This window comes from Pseudomonas sp., assembly GCF_051660785.1.
Taxonomy (GTDB): domain Bacteria; phylum Pseudomonadota; class Gammaproteobacteria; order Pseudomonadales; family Pseudomonadaceae; genus Aquipseudomonas.
Genome location: NZ_JBOFQE010000014.1, coordinates 43170 through 63477, shown reverse-complemented (window position 1 = coordinate 63477; position 20308 = coordinate 43170). Strand labels below are relative to the sequence as shown.

Here is a 20308-nt window from a genome sequence, read left to right as displayed (position 1 = left end):
ATCGGCAGTGAATTTCAAATTCGGGATCGACTCAGATCCACTGTGGGAGCGAGCCTGCTTGCGATAGCGTCAGACCGGGCAACATCAATCCTGACCATGACCGCTATCACTTCGATAGCCAACCTCGATTCGCCGCCCGCATTCGCCAAGCCTATTCTTCAATCATGTGTTCAACATGGATCGAGGATTAGCATCATGGGCAAACGACACCCCAACCTGCCCGCCTGGCAATGGCGCGCCTACCCCGGCAATCACCAGCACCCGACCAATCTGGTGTTGCACCTGATCGCCGTGCCGCTGTTCATCGTGGCATTTCTTTTGATTGTTTCCGGGGTGTTCGGCCTGAACTTCGCGAACTTCGCCATTGGTGTCATTGGCGTGATCGCCGCGCTGGGCTTGCAGCGCCACGGCCACAGCCTGGAGGCGCAAGCCTCCGAGCCGTTCAGTGATCGTAAAGATGCGTTATCGCGTTTGCTGGTCGAACAGTTCCTGACCTTTCCACGGTTCTTCCTCAGTGGCGGCTGGTGGCGCGCTTGGCGTGAGCGCCACCGTCGTCACTGATCAGGCGAAAATCGTTACCGTCTGCCGGCTCATGGCAATCAACTGACCGTCCGCGCCCCACAGCTTCGCCGCCGCATGACCGTAGCCATCGGCGCCATGCTCGATTTCAACCAGGTATTTGCACCAGTCCAGCGTGCTCAACTCCAGCAGCGGCTGGACGAATTCGATGGTCCAGGTCAGCGTGCTGCCCATCGCCGGTTTGCTCAGGTGCGGCAACAGGGCCGGTGGCCAGGCGTCCACCAGCGCCAGAATATGCGACTCGGTGACCGCTTCTACTTTCACATCCCCACGCAAACGCACCCAGCCGCCCATCTCGCGGGACTTATTGCCGGTGAATGGCAGACCGCCGACACTCCAGCGCATCGCCAGATGCTGCATGAACTCCGGAAGTACGCCTTTGATGTACGGCAGTTCCTGACACTCGTCCCAGTGCTTCATTTCAGGTGCAGGCTCGGCCGCGACTGCGACTTCGGAAGGCCGCGAGGCACCGAAGCTGCCCTGGATCAACGTCACGACTTGCCCCTTCTGCATCGCCCGACCCAGCACCTGGCTGACGGCTTTGCCTTCGCGCAAGACATCGACTTCAAAGCTGACCGGCACTTCGGGCTCGACCGGTCCGACAAAGGTGATCGCCAACGAACGCACTGGCCGATCCGCCGGGACTTTTGCGCGCATGGCTTCGTATTGCAACGCGGCCACCAGGCCACCGAAACTCGCACGCCCCTGCGCCCATTCGGCCGGGATAGACAGCTCCAGCGGATGGCTGCGGACGGCGTCGAGCAAATCGGAAAAGCGCATGGAAACCTCGGTGCGGAAAAAGGATGTAGGGATCTTAACGAGCCAGGGAGCCCGGCACAGCGCTCATTCCGGCCAAAAGCACTGACAGATGAGCCGCTGGGCTCAGGCGCAATACCAAACCACTGTAGGAGCGAGCCTGCTCGCGATGGCGGTGCATCAGTCGGCATCAGGGCTGGCTGACAGACCGCTATCGCGAGCAGGCTCGCTCCTACAGTTGATTGGGGATTCAGGATTTGAAGCAGGCAGCGCTGAGTTTGTCGAGGACGCGGTCGGCGCGTTCTTCGGCCTTGGCCATGGTGGTTTTCCAGACCGCGACGCAAGGCTGCAAATCAGCTTCCTCCTCAGCCCTGGCCAGCCATTGCCAGCAGTCGTGCCAGTCGCCCAAGGCACCTTGCGCCGACTTCAAACGCGGCATCGCCGCCTTGGGCAAGCGATCCAGTTCGGGATAGGCCTCAATGCCGTAGCGCACGCGCTTGATCAACAGGCGCAAGCGATGGCGATCGTGGGCAGGATCGTGCAAGGCATGATCGAGCTTCTTCCATTGTTTGGCCAAGCGTTTATCGATGCGTTCGCGCAAGCCCTTGAGCAAACCCTGGCGCTGGGAAGCGCGGATAAAACGCGGAAAGGCGTCGACGATCATCAACAACTGCGTCACCTCGGGACTGATCGCCACCGCCGGATACGCCTCGGCCATCTGCGCCATGCGCCGGTGCGCCGCCTCGGGTTGATCGTGCTTGAGCAAATAAGCCGCCAGCACCTCGCGATCACGCATGGGCGTGGTCAAATCCCCGACACTGGACGCAGCCGCTTCCAGCTGCTCGACCCCGGGAAGCCCGCGCAATGGCCGCAACAGGCTGCGCAAACGGCGAACCGTGGTGCGCAGATCGTGCAACGCTTCCGGGTCAGTGCGCGCACTCAGGCGTGCCTGGCAGGCCAGCAGGCGAACTTCCAGACCCAGAACGTGAGCCACCAACCGATCAACCAAGGCAGACATCGTTTGCTCCCTGAAGCGAATTTCCCCAAGCCTAGCTTATGCCTCAACGACCGGCGCGAGACTCACGAATATAGAAACGCGCCTTCTCGGCCTTCTTGGTGCAGCCTTCGAAACCTTCAAATTGCTGTTGGGTCTTGGCCGCCGTCAACAGCGACAAGGCCTTGGAGTAGCTGACGTTGCCGGCGAAACCCTCGGCCTTGGCCAAATCCAGTTCATGCCACGCCGCATCGAGGTTGCTACCGCAGCTGTCACGATAAGCAGTTTTGCCAGCACAACCGGCAAGTGCCAGGGCAATCAAAGGCACGCAGATCCAGGCTTTCATCACTCACACCTCAAAAATAGGTAAACAGTCGTGCAGGTAAGACGGTCTGGCACGTGAAAAGTGCCTTGGCCCCGCCGCGGAAACTGAAGCGGTCGCAAGAATATCCGTGCGCCGCCACGGAGTGTCGAAAAAACGACGCCCTCAGCCCATCGAGCGACCTTAGCGATTGAAGCGCGCCCCTCGAAGGGTGCATTGTTGAACCTTGTCAGACGAGGGCGATTCATGAAAAAGCGTGTCGCGCTGGTGTTGGGCTCGGGTGGAGCCCGGGGCTATGCCCATATCGGTGTCATTGAAGAAATCGAACGGCGCGGCTACGACATCGCCTGCATCGCCGGATGCTCAATGGGCGCCGTGGTCGGCGGGATCTACGCCGCCGGCAAACTCGACGATTATCGCGACTGGATCGAAAGCCTGGACTACCTCGATGTATTGCGTCTGGTGGACGTCAGTTTTCGCCTGGGCGCAATTCGCGGGGAGAAGGTGTTCGGGCAGATCCGCAAGATCGTCGGCGAGATCAACATCGAAGACCTGCGCATCCCCTATACGGCAGTGGCGACTGACCTGACCAACCAGCAGGAAATCTGGTTCCAGGAAGGCTGCCTGCACCAGGCCATGCGTGCGTCGGCGGCAATTCCCAGTTTGTTCACGCCAGTAATGCAGGGCAATCGCATGCTGGTGGACGGCGGCATCCTCAACCCTTTACCGATCGTGCCCGTGGTGTCGAGCCATTGCGACCTGATCATCGCGGTCAACCTCAACTCCACCAACCAGCGCCACTATCAACTGCCGGTGATCCAGCGCCCGGCCGCGTTCAAGACCCGGTTCGACAGCCTGATCAATTCCCTGGGTTCAAAATTGCCGTTCCGGCGCAAACAGGCGGAACAATTGCTGCTGCTGGAAAAGGAAGCGTTGATGGCCGAAGCGGCCGATATCAACCCCTGGATCGAATCCGCCGAACCCGAAGCCCAGCAACCGGCGGCCGCCCCTGAACGCGAAGGCGCACCGAAGTCCGCCACAGGCTCGTTCATCATCGACAACGTCGGGCCGGCGTCCTTGCTCGACCTGATCAACCAGAGTTTCGAGGTGATGCAGACGTCATTGGCGCAGTACAAGATCGCCGGGTATCCGCCGGACATCCTGATCAACGTGCCGAAACGGGTGTGCCGGTTTTTCGAGTTTTACAAGGCGCCGGAGTTGATCGCGCTGGGGCGCGAGATTGCTCGGGATACGCTGGATCGGTATGAGAATGAGCGGGACTGAAAATAGTGACGTTCAATGAGCCGAAGTGTTTGCTGCATCACTGTGCCCAAGACACATCGAAGGGAGTTGTCTTCCAGCTCCCCTAGATGATTTTAAGGATGCTTTTTTTACAAATTCCTGCCCAATGCAATAAAGACATGACCACCGTCGTTTGTCTGTTCAATACCGCTTTTCATGTCCTTCGTGTAGTAATTGAGTCCTGTCCCTATCGGGTCCGACGGTGGTGGCTCTGGTTTTTCCGATGAACCCGTCGTCGACCAAAACTGCCCACCCTCCAAAGGCCACCGATTGCCAAAGCGTTGATAAAGAACCCTCAAATCATTGATATTTGAAAGTTGCACTCGTTCTCTATTGGCATCTTCCATTAAAGAACGCAGTCTTGCAGTGCCAAAATGGAAAAAGGCTTTCCCGTTCGGGATATTCACGATGTAACATTTGGACTGACCCGTCGCGTCAGTGACCTCCACGGTGACCTTGCCCGAGCGTAATGCGCTGACAACACCCTCCTGATTGACATGAGCGATGTGCGCATTATCCACCTTGTAAAAATACGGTTTCTTGCCGCCTGTAGGCTGACGTCGAAAAGTGGTATCAGGCGTTGAATCCGGCTCCAAATCCGGGAATAACTGCAGTGAATGAACCATTCCCGGTATAAACGCTTCCGACTCATCCATTACCAAAGGTTTGTGGTCTTTCATACCTGCTCCAATTCAATAAACCGATTGAGTTTTTGACCGAAGCCACCTTTGCTCGCAGTGTCAGTGACGTCGTAAAGGGAAGATACGACTCCCCATCACTTCTTCATACCTGACATAAATGACAGTCCCGACGAACGGCAAGTATCAAGAACTACCTTTAGGACTTGCACGCGGAACCTGACCGAAAGAATCCTCTCCACTCAACAACCGATACCCAACCCCAGCCTCGGTGACGATAAACCGCGGCTGAGTCGGATCATCCGCCAGCTTTTGCCGCAAATGCCCCACCACAATCCGCAAATAATGACTGTCTTCGGTATGGGTCGGCCCCCAGATATCTTTGAGCAATTGCTGCTGCGTGATCACCCGCCCGGGATGCCGCGCCAGTTGCGCCAGCACCGCGTACTCCTTGCGGGTCAACGCGACTTCGGTGCCGTCGAGCAGCACCCGACGATAGGCCAGATCCACGGTCAACGGGCCGAAGGTCAGCGCCGCTTGTTGAGCCTCGCCAACGGGCGCCTGACGCAACAAGGCCCGCACCCGGGCAAGGAACTCCTGAATGCCGAACGGCTTGGTCACGTAGTCGTTGGCACCGCCATCGAGCGCTTCGACCTTCTGCCCTTCGCTGGCACGCACCGAGAGCACCAGCACCGGCACCGTCGACCATTCGCGAAACTCGCGCAGCACTTGTTGGCCGTCCATGTCCGGCAGGCCGAGGTCGAGTACCAGCAAATCGGGTTTATTCAACGCCGCCTGGGCCAGGCCTTCGTTGCCGGTGCCGGCTTCCAGCACTTTGTAGCCCTGGGAAGCGAGGCTGATGCGCAGGAACTTGCGGATCTGCGGTTCGTCGTCGATGACCAAAATGGTCGCGGTCTGGCTCATGGTTTCCGGTCGCGGCATGGAGATGTCCAAAGGGTATCAGGCTTCACTTTCAAAGCCCGGTTGTTCCTGCAAGGGCAAGTGCAGCGTGATGCAGGTGCCGCGCCCCTCAATACCGTCAGCAACGCTGATCCGACCGCCATGCGCGCCGACCATGCCCTGACAGATCGCCAGCCCCAACCCCGTGCCCTGCCCGCCCCGATCACCACGCGCAGCGGTGTAGAACATATCGAAGATCTTCGCCCGCTCGTCCGCCGGAATCCCCGGTCCTTCATCGCTGACCGAGAAAAACAGCTCGTTGTCATCGGCTCCGGCGCGTAACTGCAATCGTCCGTGAGCCGGTGAAAAACGCGCGGCGTTTTCCAGCACGTTGACCAGCGCCTGTTCGATCAACGCGGCGTGCACGTAAAGCAGTGGTAATTCCGCCGGCACTTCAGTGCTGACCTGCAAAGGTGCAAGAACAGCGCGCAGACGATTGAGTGAGCTGCCGACGATGTCGGCCGGCGACACCCAGTCCCGCGCCAGCTTCAAGGCGCCGTGACCAAGGCGGGTCATGTCCAGCAGGTTTTGAATGTAGCGGTCGAGGCGCTCGGCTTCATCGCGGGTGCCTTCGAGCAGTTCAAGACGATCCTCCTGCGGGATGGCGTCACCGAGGGCCAGCAGGCTGTCGATGCTGCCGCGCATGGAAGTCAGCGGCGTGCGCAAATCGTGGGACACGGATGCCAGCAAGGCGCTGCGCAACTGCTCGGTTTCGCCGTGCAAGCGCGCCGCTTCCAGGTCTTCGGCCAGTTGCGCACGCGCCAATGCCTGAGCCAGCGGCTGACTCAACGCCGTCAACAAACGTCGACGCTGGCCGCTCAGAGTCTGGCCTTCCTTGGCACACACGCCGAGCAGCGCCAAGCGTCCGTCCTCTACTGAAAGCGGCCACCACCACCAGCGCCCGAATGGCAGCGTGCCAGTGCCCGCGCCCGCCGGTTGATCGTGTTGCCAGGCCCAATCGGCGGCGGCGCGCTCGGCTTCGGAAAACTCCAGCGGGCCACCGGTCTCGACTTTCCAGCCGCCCTGGCCGTCGTGGTTGAGCAGGCACAACTGCAGATCGCTCCAGCCATTGAGGTGCTGGGCCGCGGCGCTGACCACGGCCTGACGGTCGGTGGCGGCGGTGAGTTTGCGTGACAGGTCGAGCAGTTCGGTGGTCTCTTCCTGGGTGTCGCGCAACGCCTGCAATTGCCGCCGTTGCCGCGCCGCGAGGTTACCGGTGAGGGCGGCCATCAGCAGGAAGAACAGCAAGGTCAGTACGTCTTCTTCGCGCTGGATGCTGAAAGAAAAATTCGGCGGGATGAACAGAAAGTCATAGGTCAGAAACGACAGCGCCGCACAGGCCAGCGCCGGGCCGAGGCTGCTGCGCACCGCCACCAGCAACACGGCGGCGAGGAACACCAGCGAGATATTCGGCAGCGGCAAAACACTCGCCACTGCCCAGGCCAAGGCACTGGCCAAAATCGTAGCCACAACCGCCAGCGCGTAGTCGAACCACACCAGCGACTGCGCCGAACGCTGGCGTGGCTGATCCTGTTCGTGATCGCTGTCGAGGACGTTGATTTCCAGCCCGCGCGCATCGCGCAGCAAGCGTGACGCCAGACCACCGCCGAACAACCGCCGACGCAGGCGCTGGCGTGACTGACCAACCAGCACCAGACTGGCACGGCGTTCGGCGGCGTGCTGAATCAGGGTCTTGGCCACTTCGCCGGCGCGCAGCAAAACCACTTCGCCACCGAGGCGTTCTGCCAGTTGCTGAGCACTTTGCAGACGCAGGCGCGATTGCTCGTCGCGCACGCTGCCGTTGTCTACGTGCACCAGACTCCATGGCAGATGCCGCCGCTGGGCAACACGACTGGCATGACGCACCAGCCGCTCAGCCTGCGCATCGCCATCGACGCCGACCAACAATCGACCGCGCACCGCTGGCGCGGCTTGACCGAGCTGGCGATAACCCTGGGCCAGGTCATTGTCGACTTGAGCCGCAGCGGTTTGCATCGCCAATTCGCGCAGGGCCGTTAGGTTGGTCTGGGTAAAGAAGGCATCGATGGCTGCCCGCGCCTGCTCCGGCACGTAGACCTTGCCGTCGCGCAGACGCTCCAGCAGTTCGCGCGGTGGCAGGTCGATCAGCAACAGTTCGTAAGCTTCTTGCAGCACCCAGTCCGGCAGGGTTTCGCGGACCTGCACGCCGGTGATGCCGCGCACTTGATCGTTGAGGCTTTCGAGGTGCTGGACGTTGACCGTGGTGAACACGTCGATGCCGGCGGCGAGCAGTTCCTGGATGTCTTGCCAGCGCTTGGCGTGGCGACTGCCGGGGGCATTGCTGTGGGCCAGTTCGTCCACCAGCACCAGTTTCGGCTTGGCGGCGAGCAGACCGTCGAGGTCCATTTCTTCGAGCATCACGCCACGGTATTCCGAGCGCACCAATGGCTGTTGCGGCAAGCCGCCGAGCAGCGCTTCGGTCTCGGCGCGGCCGTGGGTTTCGACCACGCCGGCGATGACTTTCACGCCCTGGCGCAATTGGGTGTGGGCCGCTTGCAGCATGGCGTAGGTCTTGCCGACACCGGGCGCGGCGCCGAGGAAAACCTTGAGCCGGCCACGGCCATCGCGGGGCAGGTCTGCTAACAGCGCGTCGGCGCGGCCGGAATCGCTCATGCTTGAAGCTCACTTTATTCAGATGTTGATGGGGTGAGTGTTCTGTCGCCATCGCTAGCAGGCTAGCTCCCACATTAGATTTGTGGACACCGAAGATCCCCTGTGGGAGCTAGCCTGCTGGCGATTGGCAGCACCACCGATCTACAGGTTTTCCAACGCCGCATTCAGCGCCAACACATTAACCACCGGCGGCCCCACCAATGGCTGCTCGATGTGCGCATCCATCAATTGCTGGAGGGTCGCCACCGGCAGATTACGCGCCGCCGCAACACGCGCCAGTTGATAGGCAATCGCGGCCGGTGGCAAGTGCGGATCAAGCCCGCTGCCGGAGGTGGTCAGCATCGCCAAGGGCACGGGTCCCTGCCCCGGCACCAGCAGTTTATTGGCATCGTCAATCACGCGAGTCGCGAGTGCCGGATTGCTCGGCGAAAGGTTGGAGGCGCTGCTCGACACGGTGGCAAACGCACCGGCCGACGGCCGTGGGTGGAACCAGGCATCGCCAACAAAATCCTGGGCAATCAGCGACGAGCCACGGACCTTGCCGGCGGCGTCGCGCACCAGGCTGCCATTGGCTTGATCCGGGAATGCGACCTGAGCGACGCCGGTGACGACCAGCGGATAAGCGACGCCGGTAATCAGGGTCATCAGCACGAGCAGGCTCAGGGCCGGGCGTATCATTGTGGACATTTCAGAATCCTCGAATTTGGGGAAGTTGTGGGGTGTCAGGGAAATCCAGCCCCTCACTCCAGCCCTCTCCCCACGGGGGAGAGGGGAAAGGGAGCCGATCTTTGTGCTGTTCAAAATCTGAATTCGCCTCGGTCTTTCAGGTCGCTAAATTTCGCAAGACATCCGAGATCAGTCCCCTCTCCCCCTGGGAGAGGGCTAGGGTGAGGGGGTGGATTTCAGCCTCAAACCAGATGAAACGCCGTCAACAGCATGTCGATCGCCTTGATCCCCACAAACGGCACCAGAATCCCGCCCACCCCGTAGATCAACAGATTGCGTCGCAACAACGCCGCCGCACTGGCCGCCTGCACGCGCACACCCCGCAAGGCCAGCGGAATCAGCACCACAATGATCAAGGCGTTGAACACAATCGCCGAGAGAATCGCGCTCTGCGGACTGCTCAAGTGCATGACGTTCAGCACGCCCAGTTGCGGGTAGATCGAGGCAAACAACGCCGGCAGGATGGCGAAGTACTTGGCCACGTCGTTGGCGATGGAAAACGTCGTCAGCGCACCGCGGGTCACCAGCAATTCCTTACCGATTTGCACCACGTCCAGCAGCTTGGTCGGGTCGCTGTCGAGGTCGACCATGTTCGCCGCCTCGCGCGCGGCTTGCGTGCCGTCGTTCATCGCCATGCCCACGTCTGCCTGGGCCAGGGCCGGGGCGTCGTTGGCGCCGTCGCCGCACATGGCGACCAGGCGACCGTCGTTCTGTTCGTGGCGAATGCGCGCCAGTTTTTTCTCTGGTGTGGCTTCGGCAAGCACATCATCGACGCCCGCTTCGGCGGCAATGGCTGCGGCGGTCAGCGGGTTGTCGCCGGTCACCATGACCGTGCGGATCCCCAGTTTGCGCAGCTCGGCAAACCGCTCGCGGATGCCAGGCTTGACCACGTCCTTGAGGTGGATCGCACCGAGCAATTTACCCTCGGCGCAGACCAGCAGCGGTGTGCCGCCGCTCTGGGCGATCTTGTCGATTTCCCGGGACAGGGCCGGGGCCAGATCAGCACGTTTCAGGCCGACGAAAGCCAGCAGCGAATCCACCGCACCTTTGCGATACACGCGGCCTTGATAGTCGACACCGGACAAGCGGGTTTCGGCGCTGAACGGCACAGCGGTCAACACGTCAGCGGAGGGCTCAGGTTGCGGCTGAGTTCCGCGCAGGTATTCGACGATCGACTTGCCTTCAGCGGTGTCATCGGCCAGCGAAGCGAACAACGCACCTTCGGCCAGCTCTTTCGCGGTCACGCCGGGCGCTGCATAAACAGCGGTGCAGCGACGGTTACCGAAGGTGATGGTGCCGGTCTTGTCCAGCAGCAGGACATGGACGTCCCCCGCCGCTTCCACGGCGCGACCGGATTTGGCGATCACGTTCAGGCGCACCAGACGGTCCATCCCGGCGATACCGATGGCCGATAACAAACCGCCAATGGTGGTCGGAATCAGCGTGACCAATAACGCCACCAGAAACACCAGCGGCAGGCTGCCGTTGGCGAAGTGGGCGAACGGTTGCAGGGTCACGACCACCAGCAGGAAGATCAGGGTCAGGCCGATCAGCAGGATGTCGAGCGCCACTTCGTTCGGGGTTTTCTGCCGTTTGGCGCCTTCGACCAAGGCGATCATGCGGTCCAGGGTCGACTCACCGGGGTTGGCGGTGATGCGCACCAACAGCCAGTCGGAGACCAGGCGGGTGTTACCGGTCACGGCCGAACGGTCGCCACCGGACTCACGGATCACCGGTGCGGATTCACCGGTAATCGCCGCTTCGTTGACGGCTGCGATACCTTCGATGACCTCGCCGTCGCCGGGGATCATTTCCCCGGCTTCAACGCGCACCACATCGCCTTTGCGCAGGCTGGTGGCCGGCACCACTTGAAAGGTGCCGTTGCTGGTTTTACGGCGGGCGCTCAAGCCTTCGCTGCCAGCCTTGAGGCTGTCGGCGCGGGCCTTGCCGCGACCTTCGGCCAAGGCTTCGGCAAAGTTGGCGAAGAGCACGGTGAACCACAACCACAGTGCGATTTGTGCAGCAACAAAGGTCGGCACGGCGCTGTCGGGAATGAAGCACAGCACGGTGGTCAGGACAGCGGTCAGTTCGACCACCAGCATCACCGGCGCACGCTGCAATTGCCGAGGGTCGAGCTTGACGAAGGCTTGCACCAGCGCCGGACGCCAGAGGGCCGAGATCGCGGTTTTCGGTTGTTCCGGCGCTTTGGCGGCAACCGGTTTAACTACGGGCATATTCATCATCAGATCCTCAGAAGCCCATGCTCAAGTGTTCAGCAATCGGGCCCAATGCCAGCGTTGGCAAGAAGGTCAAACCACCCACCAGCAAAATGGTCACGGTCAGCAAGGTCACGAACAGCGGGCCGTGGGTCGGGAAGCTGTTCTGGCCGATCGGTGCGGTTTTTTTCATCGCCAGGCTGCCGGCCAATGCCAGTACCGGGAGGATGTAACCGAAGCGACCGATCAACATGCCAAGACCGAGCATCAGGTTGTGGAACGCCGTGTTGGCACCGAAGCCACCGAACGCCGAACCGTTGTTGGCACTGGCCGAGGTGTAGGCATAAAGCAATTGGCTGAAACCGTGGGCGCCGGGGTTACTCACCGCCGCAACAGGACCCGGCAGGCTTGCGGCAATCGCGCCAAGCACCAGCACGCCGACCGGCATCACCAGCAAGGTAACCACCAGCAGTTGCACTTCCTTGGCCTGCAGTTTCTTGCCGAGGTATTCCGGTGTGCGGCCGATCATCAGGCCGGCGAGGAACACCGCGATCAACACGTTGAGCAACATGCCGTAGAGCCCGGCACCGACGCCGCCGAAGATCACTTCGCCGACCATCATGTTGACCAGTGCAACCATGCCGCTGAGCGGATTAAGGCTGTCGTGCATGCCGTTGACCGAACCGTTGGACGCCGCCGTGGTGGTCACCGACCACAGCACCGTAGCGGTAGTGCCGAAGCGCGCTTCCTTGCCTTCCAGCGGCGCGGTCTGTTCGACGGCAACGTTGTTCAGCGTCGGGTTCGGTTGGTACTCGGCCCACAGCGAAGTCGCGCCGCCGATCAGGAACAGCGCCAGCATGCAGGCGATAATCGCGCGGCTCTGACGCAGGTCTTTCACGTAGTGGCCGAAGGTGAACACCAGGGCGACCGGGATCAGGATGATCGAGGTCATCTCGAACAGGTTGCTCCACGCCGTCGGGTTCTCGAACGGGTGCGCCGAGTTGACGCCGAAGAAGCCACCACCGTTGGTGCCCAGTTGCTTGATCGCAATCTGGCTGGCGGCCGGGCCGAGCGGGATCACCTGGTCGACGCCTTGCATCGTCACGGCATTCACGTACTGCGCGAAGGTTTGCGGCACGCCCTGCCAGACCAGATACAGCGCCAGCAGCAGGCACAGCGGCAACAGGCCGTAGAGCGTCGCGCGGGTCATGTCGACCCAGAAGTTGCCGAGAGTTTTGGTCGACTTGCGACCAATACCGCGACACAGGGCAACCAACACGGCGAGGCCGGTGGCGGCACTGACGAAGTTCTGCACGGTGAGGCCGACCATCTGGCTCAGGTAACTCAGGGAAGCTTCACCGCTGTAGGCCTGCCAGTTGGTGTTGGTCATGAAGCTGATGGCGGTGTTGAACGCCAGCGTCCACTCCTGCCCCGGCAGGTTTTGCGGGTTCAATGGCAAGTGGTCCTGGAACAACAGGATCACGAACAGCAGCAAGAAGCCCGCGAGATTGAAGGCGAGCAAGGCCAGGGTGTATTTCTGCCAGCTCTGTTCGGCCTGCGGATCAACGCCGGCCACCCGATAACAGCCACGTTCCACAGGTCCCAGGATCGGTGTCAGCCAGGTGCGCTGACCTTCCATTACCTTGTAGTAGAACCGCCCAAGAAACGGTGCAGGGATCAGCACCAAGGCAAAGAAGGCCAGGATCAGCCAATAGTCATAACTGTGCATAGCCGCTCCTAGTTCCGGTCCGCGCGCAACAGCGCAACCAACAGATAAATGAACAGCCCCACTGCCAATAGCAGTGACACCCCGTCCAGAACGCTCATGGAAGTTCTCCGTGTTACGGCGTATTGCCGCGTGTGGAGTCATTGTCGGCAGGGAGGCTGTAAAGGAACGAGAGCGAGGGGGTTGGCTGGGCATAAAGAAAGCGTAAAGAGTGGGTTTATGGCTTTGTTACAGCGGTGGTTGCACAAGCTGCTTCGCGGGCAAGACTTCCTCTCGCGGATTTTTTGGGGTGCTTGGGCGCCCGGCCTGACTAGAAGAGCAAGGCTTGCCCACGATGGGGACCATCGACTGGCGGCGTCAGTTGCCCGACCAACTAACCACCTCTGCTGCTCGCATCCAGTTGCAGTTTGAGCAAGAATGTCGGCCCCCGAATCCTTTGCAGGAGAAACCATGAATATTGTCACCACCGATTTACCCGGTGTTCTGATTATCGAACCGAAGGTTTTTGGTGACGATCGAGGCTTTTTTTACGAGAGTTTCAATGCCAAGGCCTTTCAACTCGCGACTGGTCTGGATACCCGATTCGTCCAGGACAATCATTCGCGCTCTCAAAAAGGCGTGTTACGCGGGCTGCATTACCAGTTGGAAAATACACAAGGCAAACTGGTTCGCGTGACCGCGGGCGAAGTGCTCGACGTTGCCGTAGACATCCGTCGCAGCTCGCCGCATTTCGGCAAATGGGTCGCGGTGCGCTTGTCCGCCGAGAATCATCGCCAGCTTTGGGTGCCGGAAGGTTTCGCGCATGGTTTTATGGTGTTGAGCGAATTTGCCGAGTTTCTCTACAAGACGACTGATTACTACACCCCGTCTGCCGAGCGCAGCATCCGCTGGGATGACCCGGATCTGGCCATCGATTGGCAACTGGACGAGGCTCCGCTGCTGTCCGGGAAAGATCAGGCAGCAGAATTCTTCAAGGATGCCGAGGTTTTTTCCTGAATCTCGGAACCTTGCTCCCTCAGCTGGAAAGCGCCAGCCCGAATGACACCAATCCCCTGTGGGAGCGAGCCTGCTCGCGAAGGCAGCAAGACAGGCAATAACGCCCCTAACTGGCGCACAACTGAGACACATTCAGCAACAACCATCCCCAATGCGACGGCTTTACCTCCATAACGACTGCCGTCACAACGCTGGCACGCCCACTGCAAACGCCCTCCCCGAAGCTGTCCAAACCGTTCAGGGAGCAAACGCATGAACACACAACTCAAACCCACGCTGGGCACGTTGCACTTGTGGGGCATTGCGGTCGGGCTGGTGATTTCCGGTGAATACTTCGGCTGGAGTTACGGCTGGGGTGTCGCGGGAACACTCGGCTTCCTGGTGACGTCGTTCATGGTCGCCACGATGTACACCTGCTTTATCTTCAGTTTCACCGAGTTGACGACGGCAATTCCCCACGCCGGCGGCCCCTTTGCCTACAGCCGCCGCGCCTTTGGCGAGAAAGGAGGATTGATCGCCGGGCTGGCGACGCTGATCGAATTCGTCTTCGCGCCACCGGCGATTGCCTTGGCTATCGGTGCTTATCTGAATGTGCAATTCCCGGCCCTCGACCCGAAACACGCAGCAGTCGGCGCTTACATCGTGTTCATGGGCCTGAACATTCTCGGCGTGAAATTCGCTGCAACCTTCGAGTTGATTGTCTGCGTATTGGCCGTGGCGGAACTGCTGGTGTTCATGGGCGTGGTCGCGCCGGCGTTCAGCTTCAGCCACTTCGCACTCAATGGCTGGGCCGGTTCCGACGTGTTCGGGGCGCCGGCGATTGCCGGGATGTTCGCGGCGATTCCTTTTGCCATCTGGTTCTTTCTCGCCATCGAAGGCGCCGCCATGGCCGCCGAAGAGGCCAAAGACCCCAAACGCACGATTCCCAAAGCCTACATCAGCGGCATTCTGACCCTGGTATTGCTGGCCATGGGCGTGATGTTCTTTGCCGGCGGCGTCGGCGACTGGCGCACCCTGTCGAACATCAACGACCCGCTGCCGCAAGCGATGAAAACCGTGGTCGGCGAAAGCTCGGGCTGGTTGCACATGCTGGTGTGGATCGGTCTGTTCGGCCTGGTGGCGAGTTTCCACGGGATCATCCTCGGCTACTCGCGACAGTTCTTCGCCCTCGCCCGGGCCGGTTACCTGCCGGCGTCCCTGGCAAAGTTGTCACGTTTTCAGACGCCGCACCGGGCAATCATCGCCGGGGGCGTGATCGGCATTGCAGCGATTTACAGCGATGGTTTGATCAACCTGGGCGGCATGACGCTGACGGCGGCGATGATCACCATGGCGGTGTTCGGCGCGATCGTGATGTACATCATGAGCATGCTCAGCCTGTTCAAACTGCGCAAAACCGAACCGAATCTGGAGCGCACCTTTCGCGCGCCGTGCTATCCGCTGGTGCCGTTCATTGCGCTGGTGCTGGCGGTGATCTGCCTGGTGGCGATGGCCTGGTTCAACACCTTGATCGGGTTGATCTTCCTCGGTTTCATGGCGGTGGGTTTCGTGTACTTCATGCTCACCGCGCAGTTGCGCGCGGATGCGCCGGCGGATGCGATGTTGACCGGCCTGTAATCAGCCGAGTGCGGCTGTCATATCAGGCATAGAATTGAACCACTGCGAAATGAAATCGCTCAAAGTGGTATGCACGATCGATTGGCGAAATCCGCCACTCGGCCTGCCCTCAAGGAGAGCCCTATGCCCTGGTATGCCTGGTTGATTCTGGTCGTTGCAATCGGCTCGATCGTCGGCGGTTTGATGATGCTGCGTGACACCGCCAACAAGGTCGAGCTCACCGAAGAGCAACGTAAACGCGTCGCTGAACGCAACGCGGAAGCGGACGCCAAGGACGCGCAGGACCGCTGAACCAATAGCCCTGTCATTCTGATCGAATGACAGGGCTTTGCGCTTCTACTTTTCCCAGTCGGCCTTGGCAATGTGAAGGCCATGCAGCCCCTTGTACGCCGCACGTTCCGGTTGGCTCCAGCCCTCGAGCAGCGACTCTTCCAGCCGATAAATCTCCACCCCCAGCGGGCGACAGACGCTGAGCGGATCCTGCGCATCCGGCCCCCACATGGCCAGCGACAGATCCCCTCCAGGGCAGGTCGACAGCGCGCACAGCAAATCGATCTCGGCAAAAAACTCCAGGTAATCGCCCTTCTGCGCCGGACAGGCCTTCATGAAATACATGTCGTCGTGGTTCAGGCCGGTGCACTGGAAAATGTTCAGCACGTCGTGCACGTCGAACTCGGTCAGGCCATGGGGCAGCACGGCGCGCGTCAGGTTGGAGTGGCAGTGATGATGGAAATCCTCGCCGGTGAGCATTTTGTTCACATAAGGATCGCAGCGAGTGCCGAGCAAATCGTGCAAACGACCGCCATGTTCATCGATGCCGTAATCGGCCAGGCTGTCGTCGGTGATGGTCACCAGCGGCCGTAGAAAAGGCAGGTTCGACCAGAGCCGGTCATGGGTGCTGACATGGGCACCCTGAAGCTGCCGGGTCCGCGCCGCCCACAGCCGCTCGCGCGGGTCGTTGGCATTCCAGACGTTGAAGTCGCCGACTTGCGGGCCGACCGGAGTGGTGACGCGAAACACATGCCCGGCTGGCACGTTCCAGGCCCGCCCGGTACGGATCGGCACTTCGAACTGCTCGATCAGCGTTCGCCCCTCCTTGGTGTCGCGGATCCGTTCGTAGAACGCTTTGTCCACCTGCAGGGCGGAGCCTTTGCTGACTTTATAGGCCGCCGGATAGTCTTTGTACATGGCACAAATCCTCGATCAGTGATGGGGGGTTGGGGCAAGCATTTGCAACAGAAGGTGTTCCGAGTCATCGAGATAAACGCTCATGGCGTCTGCGGCGGCGCGCTTGTCACCCTCCACGAGGAAGTCATGGATCTGCCTGTCGCGAGCCAGCCAGGGCGCCTGAAAACTTGACTCATCGGGAGCGGTGCAGAACGCGAGGCGCAGTTGCGCAACGACGTTGGTGAAGAACTCATCGAACAATCGGCTGTGCAGTAACCCGACGATGTGTTGATGAAACACCAGGCTGTGGGTGCCGACGGCGCGCCAGTCCTCGCGCTCCCGGGCAAGTTCGGTGGCCTCAAGCGCCTCGAGCATCCGCATGGACTGTTCGTTGCGCAAGGACTGGCTGAGACTGATGGCCTGCAACTCCAGGGTGCGCCGAACCTTGAACAGATCCCGTACGTCATCAACGCCCAGCCTGCGCACCATTACGCCCTTGTTGCGCACATAACGGGTCAGACCATCCTGGCCAAGACGGTGCAACGCTTCACGAATAGTGTTGCGGGACGCGTTGTAGGCAGACACCAGCTCGTTCTCCACCAAGGCCATGCCTGGCAATAGACGACCGCCTATGATGTCTGCGCGAATTTCCAATGTGATGTGGTCGGCCAGGGACAGTCCACTGTTCATGCTCGTCGCCTCGTGATTGTTCAACAATCGTCAACTAATGGGTAATCACTATTCATGCCAGTTGATTTGACGCGACAGGACGAAGTTGGACGCATCTGCATGCTTTTTAGAAGTAGAAGTACAGTCACCATCCCATTTTCATTGGTTAAGATGGCGCATTGTTGCGGAGATTTCAGATGCGTTACTCGCAGGACCATAAAGCCCAGACCCATCAGCGCATAATCAAGGAAGCATCAGCGCGATTTCGCCGTGACGGTATTGGCGCGACCGGCCTGCAACCCTTGATGAAAGCGTTGGGGCTGACCCACGGCGGCTTCTACTCGCATTTCAAGTCCAAGGATGAGCTGGTGGAAAAGGCTTTGCAGGCGGCCGGCGAACAGTGCGACGCCATCTGTGCCGAGCTTTTCGCTCAGAATCACCCGCTTGAGACGTTCATCGATACCTATCTGTCCGAATGGCACCAGACTTCACCCGATGAGGGTTGCCCGCTGCCGACCATGTCATCGGAACTGGGCTTGCGTGGACAGCCCAGTCCGATCTCCGACGTGGTGCTTAATTCTAGGCTCGAACAAGTACAGGGCACGCTTGAAGGCGAAGATGCCGCCGACCGCAGCATCTTCATCATGTCCGCCCTGGTCGGGGCGTTGCTGCTATCGCGCAGTGTCGAGAATCCAGAGTTCGCCCAGCGGATCCTCGACGTGACGCGCGAGTATCTCAAGCAGCCCCAGGACTAATCCTGCCAGCGCTTGAACAGCACGCTGGCATTGACCCCACCAAATCCGAAACCATTGGACAGGGCGTACTCGATAGCCATTGGCCGCGCCTGGCCGTGGACGATGTCCACACCTTGCGCCGCTGGATCAGGGTTTTCGAAATTGAGCGTCGGCGGCACGACCTGATCGCGGATCGCCAACAGCGTGAAAATCGCCTCAATCCCGCCTGCCGCACCCAGCAAATGCCCGGTGGCGGATTTGGTCGAGGTCACCGCGATCTTGTTGTCTGAACCAAACAACGCCTTGATGGCGGCCAACTCTCCAAGGTCCCCAACCGGGGTCGAGGTTGCGTGGGCATTGAGATGCTGTACCTGCGCTGCAGAAATTCCCGCCTGAGCCAGCGCCAACGACATCGCCCGACGCGCACCACTGCCATCTTCAGGTCCGGCAGTCAGGTGATAGGCATCGGCACTGGTGCCGTAACCGACCAGCTCGGCCAACGGTTGAGCGCCACGGGCAAGGGCGTGTTCCAGTGATTCGATCACCAGAAGGCCAGCCCCCTCACCCATCACGAAGCCATCACGGCCGCTGTCGAATGGCCGTGAAGCGCGCTCAGGGGTCTCGTTGTAACCACTAGACAAGGCACGCGCCGCCGCGAACCCGGCCAGACTGACCCGATCGATCGCAGCCTCTGCGCCACCGCACACTGCGATGTCCGCCTCACCACAACGAATCAGCCGCGCCGCGTCGCCAATCGCCTGAACCCCGGCCGCGCACGCCGTCACCGGAGCACCCAACGGGCCTTTGAAACCATGCTGGATCGACACATGACCCGCCGCGAGATTGACCAGGAACGAAGGAATGGTGAAAGGCGACAAGCGTCGCGGACCGCGAGTGTCGGTGGTCCGGACCGCATCGGCAATCGCGCCGAAACCACCCACGCCCGAGCCGATAATCGTTGCGGTGCGCTCTTGGGTCTTGGCGTCCAGCGCTTGCCAACCTGCCTGCTCCAGCGCCTGACGCGCGGCCTCCATGGCAAACATAATGAAGCGGTCCATCTTCTTCTGCTCTTTGGGCGGCGTCGCCCGATCCGGGTCAAAACCCGCTTCGGGATCTTCCGCCACAGTGAGCACTGCGCCACCGACCTTGGCCGGCAGGTCAGCGACCACTTCATCAGGCAAATTACGCAACCCGGAGCGTCCGGCCAGCAGACGCGCCCAGACCGCCTCGACACCGCTACCCAGCGGAGACACCAGGCCCATGCCCGTTACAACTACTCGACGATCACTCATACCGCAATTACCTCAAGCCGATTAAAGGCGCCTCACTTGTAACGCGCGGCGGCCGTACTTTTGGAAAGATTCGGGGCCATGACCAGGCGGGCTTTCACAAAGTCGTCCCAGTCGGAGGCGTTCGGTAACGAAGGAATGGTGATCAGCTCACCCTGGTCCAGACCCGACAGTGCCGCATCGACCATCTCCCCCGCTTCCATCACCATGTCTGCGGGAATCTGGGAGGCATCGATACCGGAGCGTTCCCAGATTTCGGTGCGTGTCACGCCTGGCAACACGGCCTGGACCTTGACGCCGGTTCCGTCCAGTTCTGCGTTCAACGACTGAGTCAGACTTAACACATAAGCCTTGCTTGCGCTGTAAGTCGCGTTGAATCGCTCGGGAAACAACGCCACGACCGAGGCGATATTGATGATCGACCCCCGGCCCGCCTTGGCGAAACTGGCGGCCGCTGCCGATGCCAGCCGAGTGACGGTGGTGACGTTCAGTTGAATCAGTTTTTCCAGCTGGTCCATGTCGGAATTTGCCAACAGGCCATCCGCCGCGACACCGGCGTTGTTCAGCAGCAGACTGATACTTGAATCGCTGCGCAGGCGCTGCTCAATCTTTAGAACATCATCTTTTTGCGTCAGGTCTGCCTTGAGCACTTCCACCTGGATGCCATGCTCGGCGCGCAACTTGCTCGCCGCCGCCTGCAACCGTTCCTCGTCCCGGGCAACCAGCAACAAATCAAAACCACGCGCCGCCAACCGCTCGGCGTAAATCGCCCCGATACCGGAAGAAGCACCGGTGACGAGGGCTGTACCTTGGGTCTGGACAGAATTCATGAGCGTGCTCCTTGGAAGGTCGTCAGGAAGATGAGCGCACAAGCGCTTCAGCGGATACAGAAATTATTATAGGCATAATTTTAAGGCAATATGATAGCCGTAATTTTTCATGACCCGATAAAAGGCACGACACTG

The 20308-nt window shown here is 60.4% G+C and carries 20 protein-coding genes; 6 read left to right on the top strand and 14 right to left on the bottom strand.

Annotated elements, in window-relative coordinates; genetic code table 11:
- Window positions 1-195 precede the first annotated feature (195 nt).
- Window positions 196-561, top strand: a complete 366-nt coding sequence (locus tag ACRC4F_RS04030; RefSeq protein WP_109633668.1) for a terminase — start codon at window positions 196-198, stop codon at window positions 559-561.
- Here the strand turns inward: ACRC4F_RS04030 and ACRC4F_RS04025 are convergent, their stop codons facing one another.
- From ACRC4F_RS04025 to ACRC4F_RS04015, 3 genes are all read right to left on the bottom strand, one after another.
- Complete coding sequence (locus ACRC4F_RS04025) at window positions 562-1359, bottom strand: acyl-CoA thioesterase (RefSeq protein ID WP_438658190.1); 798 nt, start codon at window positions 1357-1359, stop codon at window positions 562-564.
- A 226-nt stretch (window positions 1360-1585) separates the two neighbouring features.
- Complete coding sequence (locus tag ACRC4F_RS04020; RefSeq protein ID WP_438658189.1) at window positions 1586-2353, bottom strand: CHAD domain-containing protein; 768 nt, start codon at window positions 2351-2353, stop codon at window positions 1586-1588.
- 43 nt (window positions 2354-2396) lie between these two features.
- Entirely contained in the window at window positions 2397-2675 is a 279-nt protein-coding gene (locus ACRC4F_RS04015; protein WP_338585426.1) for a hypothetical protein, read from the bottom strand.
- Window positions 2676-2897: 222 nt separating this feature from the next.
- Here ACRC4F_RS04015 and ACRC4F_RS04010 point away from each other — a divergent pair, with 222 nt between their 5' ends.
- Window positions 2898-3935: a patatin-like phospholipase family protein gene (locus ACRC4F_RS04010; RefSeq protein WP_438658188.1), complete on the top strand. Its 1038-nt coding sequence runs from the start codon at window positions 2898-2900 to the stop codon at window positions 3933-3935.
- 107 nt (window positions 3936-4042) lie between these two features.
- Here ACRC4F_RS04010 and ACRC4F_RS04005 read toward each other — a convergent pair whose 3' ends face one another.
- The 7 genes from ACRC4F_RS04005 to kdpF all read right to left on the bottom strand — a co-directional run bounded on the left by ACRC4F_RS04005 (window position 4043) and on the right by kdpF (window position 12972).
- Window positions 4043-4633 carry an Ig-like domain-containing protein gene (locus tag ACRC4F_RS04005; protein WP_438658187.1) on the bottom strand — a complete coding sequence of 197 codons (591 nt, stop codon included), beginning with the start codon at window positions 4631-4633 and terminating at the stop codon, window positions 4043-4045.
- Window positions 4634-4777: 144 nt separating this feature from the next.
- Window positions 4778-5515, bottom strand: a complete 738-nt coding sequence (locus ACRC4F_RS04000; protein WP_438658208.1) for a response regulator — start codon at window positions 5513-5515, stop codon at window positions 4778-4780.
- A 36-nt stretch (window positions 5516-5551) separates the two neighbouring features.
- Window positions 5552-8203 carry a DUF4118 domain-containing protein gene (locus tag ACRC4F_RS03995; protein ID WP_438658186.1) on the bottom strand — a complete coding sequence of 884 codons (2652 nt, stop codon included), beginning with the start codon at window positions 8201-8203 and terminating at the stop codon, window positions 5552-5554.
- A 141-nt stretch (window positions 8204-8344) separates the two neighbouring features.
- Window positions 8345-8890 (bottom strand): potassium-transporting ATPase subunit KdpC, encoded by a 546-nt coding sequence (gene kdpC / locus ACRC4F_RS03990; RefSeq protein WP_438658185.1) that lies wholly within the window; start codon window positions 8888-8890, stop codon window positions 8345-8347.
- A 221-nt stretch (window positions 8891-9111) separates the two neighbouring features.
- The gene (kdpB, locus tag ACRC4F_RS03985; RefSeq protein ID WP_438658184.1) at window positions 9112-11169 is read right to left on the bottom strand and encodes a potassium-transporting ATPase subunit KdpB; all 2058 of its coding nucleotides are present in this window, start codon (window positions 11167-11169) and stop codon (window positions 9112-9114) included.
- A 10-nt stretch (window positions 11170-11179) separates the two neighbouring features.
- Complete coding sequence (gene kdpA, locus ACRC4F_RS03980; RefSeq protein WP_438658183.1) at window positions 11180-12874, bottom strand: potassium-transporting ATPase subunit KdpA; 1695 nt, start codon at window positions 12872-12874, stop codon at window positions 11180-11182.
- 8 nt (window positions 12875-12882) lie between these two features.
- Entirely contained in the window at window positions 12883-12972 is a 90-nt protein-coding gene (gene kdpF, locus ACRC4F_RS03975) for a K(+)-transporting ATPase subunit F (RefSeq protein WP_007899818.1), read from the bottom strand.
- Between the two features lie 349 nt (window positions 12973-13321).
- Here kdpF and rfbC point away from each other — a divergent pair, with 349 nt between their 5' ends.
- The 3 genes from rfbC to ACRC4F_RS03960 all read left to right on the top strand — a co-directional run bounded on the left by rfbC (window position 13322) and on the right by ACRC4F_RS03960 (window position 15775).
- Window positions 13322-13867, top strand: coding sequence for a dTDP-4-dehydrorhamnose 3,5-epimerase (gene rfbC / locus ACRC4F_RS03970; RefSeq protein ID WP_438658207.1), 546 nt, complete (start codon window positions 13322-13324; stop codon window positions 13865-13867).
- 252 nt (window positions 13868-14119) lie between these two features.
- Complete coding sequence (gene eat / locus ACRC4F_RS03965; protein WP_438658182.1) at window positions 14120-15484, top strand: ethanolamine permease; 1365 nt, start codon at window positions 14120-14122, stop codon at window positions 15482-15484.
- Between the two features lie 123 nt (window positions 15485-15607).
- On the top strand, window positions 15608-15775 hold the full coding sequence (locus tag ACRC4F_RS03960; RefSeq protein WP_010461642.1) for a DUF2897 family protein: 168 nt from the start codon (window positions 15608-15610) through the stop codon (window positions 15773-15775).
- Between the two features lie 45 nt (window positions 15776-15820).
- Here ACRC4F_RS03960 and ACRC4F_RS03955 read toward each other — a convergent pair whose 3' ends face one another.
- Complete coding sequence (locus ACRC4F_RS03955) at window positions 15821-16672, bottom strand: urea carboxylase-associated family protein (protein WP_438658181.1); 852 nt, start codon at window positions 16670-16672, stop codon at window positions 15821-15823.
- Window positions 16673-16687: 15 nt separating this feature from the next.
- The gene (locus ACRC4F_RS03950) at window positions 16688-17341 is read right to left on the bottom strand and encodes a GntR family transcriptional regulator (RefSeq protein ID WP_438658180.1); all 654 of its coding nucleotides are present in this window, start codon (window positions 17339-17341) and stop codon (window positions 16688-16690) included.
- A gap of 176 nt (window positions 17342-17517) precedes the next feature.
- Here ACRC4F_RS03950 and ACRC4F_RS03945 point away from each other — a divergent pair, with 176 nt between their 5' ends.
- Window positions 17518-18075, top strand: coding sequence for a TetR/AcrR family transcriptional regulator (locus ACRC4F_RS03945; RefSeq protein ID WP_438658179.1), 558 nt, complete (start codon window positions 17518-17520; stop codon window positions 18073-18075).
- On the opposite strand, the gene fabF is transcribed toward ACRC4F_RS03945, so the two are convergent.
- Together fabF and ACRC4F_RS03935 are read right to left on the bottom strand one after the other, a co-directional pair.
- Entirely contained in the window at window positions 18072-19346 is a 1275-nt protein-coding gene (gene fabF, locus ACRC4F_RS03940) for a beta-ketoacyl-ACP synthase II (RefSeq protein WP_438658178.1), read from the bottom strand. The genes ACRC4F_RS03945 and fabF overlap by 4 nt on opposite strands.
- Window positions 19347-19378: 32 nt before the next feature.
- Complete coding sequence (locus ACRC4F_RS03935; protein ID WP_438658177.1) at window positions 19379-20173, bottom strand: SDR family NAD(P)-dependent oxidoreductase; 795 nt, start codon at window positions 20171-20173, stop codon at window positions 19379-19381.
- Window positions 20174-20308 lie beyond the last annotated feature (135 nt).

Excerpts from the sequence above, each read along its gene's own strand:
- ACRC4F_RS04030 (WP_109633668.1), top strand. The coding sequence starts at position 196 with ATGGGCAAACGACACCCCAACCTGCCCGCCTGGCAATGGCGCGCCTAC.
- ACRC4F_RS04025 (WP_438658190.1), bottom strand. The coding sequence starts at position 1,359 with ATGCGCTTTTCCGATTTGCTCGACGCCGTCCGCAGCCATCCGCTGGAG.
- ACRC4F_RS04020 (WP_438658189.1), bottom strand. The coding sequence starts at position 2,353 with ATGTCTGCCTTGGTTGATCGGTTGGTGGCTCACGTTCTGGGTCTGGAA.
- ACRC4F_RS04015 (WP_338585426.1), bottom strand. The coding sequence starts at position 2,675 with ATGAAAGCCTGGATCTGCGTGCCTTTGATTGCCCTGGCACTTGCCGGT.
- ACRC4F_RS04010 (WP_438658188.1), top strand. The coding sequence starts at position 2,898 with ATGAAAAAGCGTGTCGCGCTGGTGTTGGGCTCGGGTGGAGCCCGGGGC.
- ACRC4F_RS04005 (WP_438658187.1), bottom strand. The coding sequence starts at position 4,633 with ATGAAAGACCACAAACCTTTGGTAATGGATGAGTCGGAAGCGTTTATA.
- ACRC4F_RS04000 (WP_438658208.1), bottom strand. The coding sequence starts at position 5,515 with ATGAGCCAGACCGCGACCATTTTGGTCATCGACGACGAACCGCAGATC.
- ACRC4F_RS03995 (WP_438658186.1), bottom strand. The coding sequence starts at position 8,203 with ATGAGCGATTCCGGCCGCGCCGACGCGCTGTTAGCAGACCTGCCCCGC.
- kdpC (WP_438658185.1), bottom strand. The coding sequence starts at position 8,890 with ATGTCCACAATGATACGCCCGGCCCTGAGCCTGCTCGTGCTGATGACC.
- kdpB (WP_438658184.1), bottom strand. The coding sequence starts at position 11,169 with ATGAATATGCCCGTAGTTAAACCGGTTGCCGCCAAAGCGCCGGAACAA.
- kdpA (WP_438658183.1), bottom strand. The coding sequence starts at position 12,874 with ATGCACAGTTATGACTATTGGCTGATCCTGGCCTTCTTTGCCTTGGTG.
- kdpF (WP_007899818.1), bottom strand. The coding sequence starts at position 12,972 with ATGAGCGTTCTGGACGGGGTGTCACTGCTATTGGCAGTGGGGCTGTTC.
- rfbC (WP_438658207.1), top strand. The coding sequence starts at position 13,322 with ATGAATATTGTCACCACCGATTTACCCGGTGTTCTGATTATCGAACCG.
- eat (WP_438658182.1), top strand. The coding sequence starts at position 14,120 with ATGAACACACAACTCAAACCCACGCTGGGCACGTTGCACTTGTGGGGC.
- ACRC4F_RS03960 (WP_010461642.1), top strand. The coding sequence starts at position 15,608 with ATGCCCTGGTATGCCTGGTTGATTCTGGTCGTTGCAATCGGCTCGATC.
- ACRC4F_RS03955 (WP_438658181.1), bottom strand. The coding sequence starts at position 16,672 with ATGTACAAAGACTATCCGGCGGCCTATAAAGTCAGCAAAGGCTCCGCC.
- ACRC4F_RS03950 (WP_438658180.1), bottom strand. The coding sequence starts at position 17,341 with ATGAACAGTGGACTGTCCCTGGCCGACCACATCACATTGGAAATTCGC.
- ACRC4F_RS03945 (WP_438658179.1), top strand. The coding sequence starts at position 17,518 with ATGCGTTACTCGCAGGACCATAAAGCCCAGACCCATCAGCGCATAATC.
- fabF (WP_438658178.1), bottom strand. The coding sequence starts at position 19,346 with ATGAGTGATCGTCGAGTAGTTGTAACGGGCATGGGCCTGGTGTCTCCG.
- ACRC4F_RS03935 (WP_438658177.1), bottom strand. The coding sequence starts at position 20,173 with ATGAATTCTGTCCAGACCCAAGGTACAGCCCTCGTCACCGGTGCTTCT.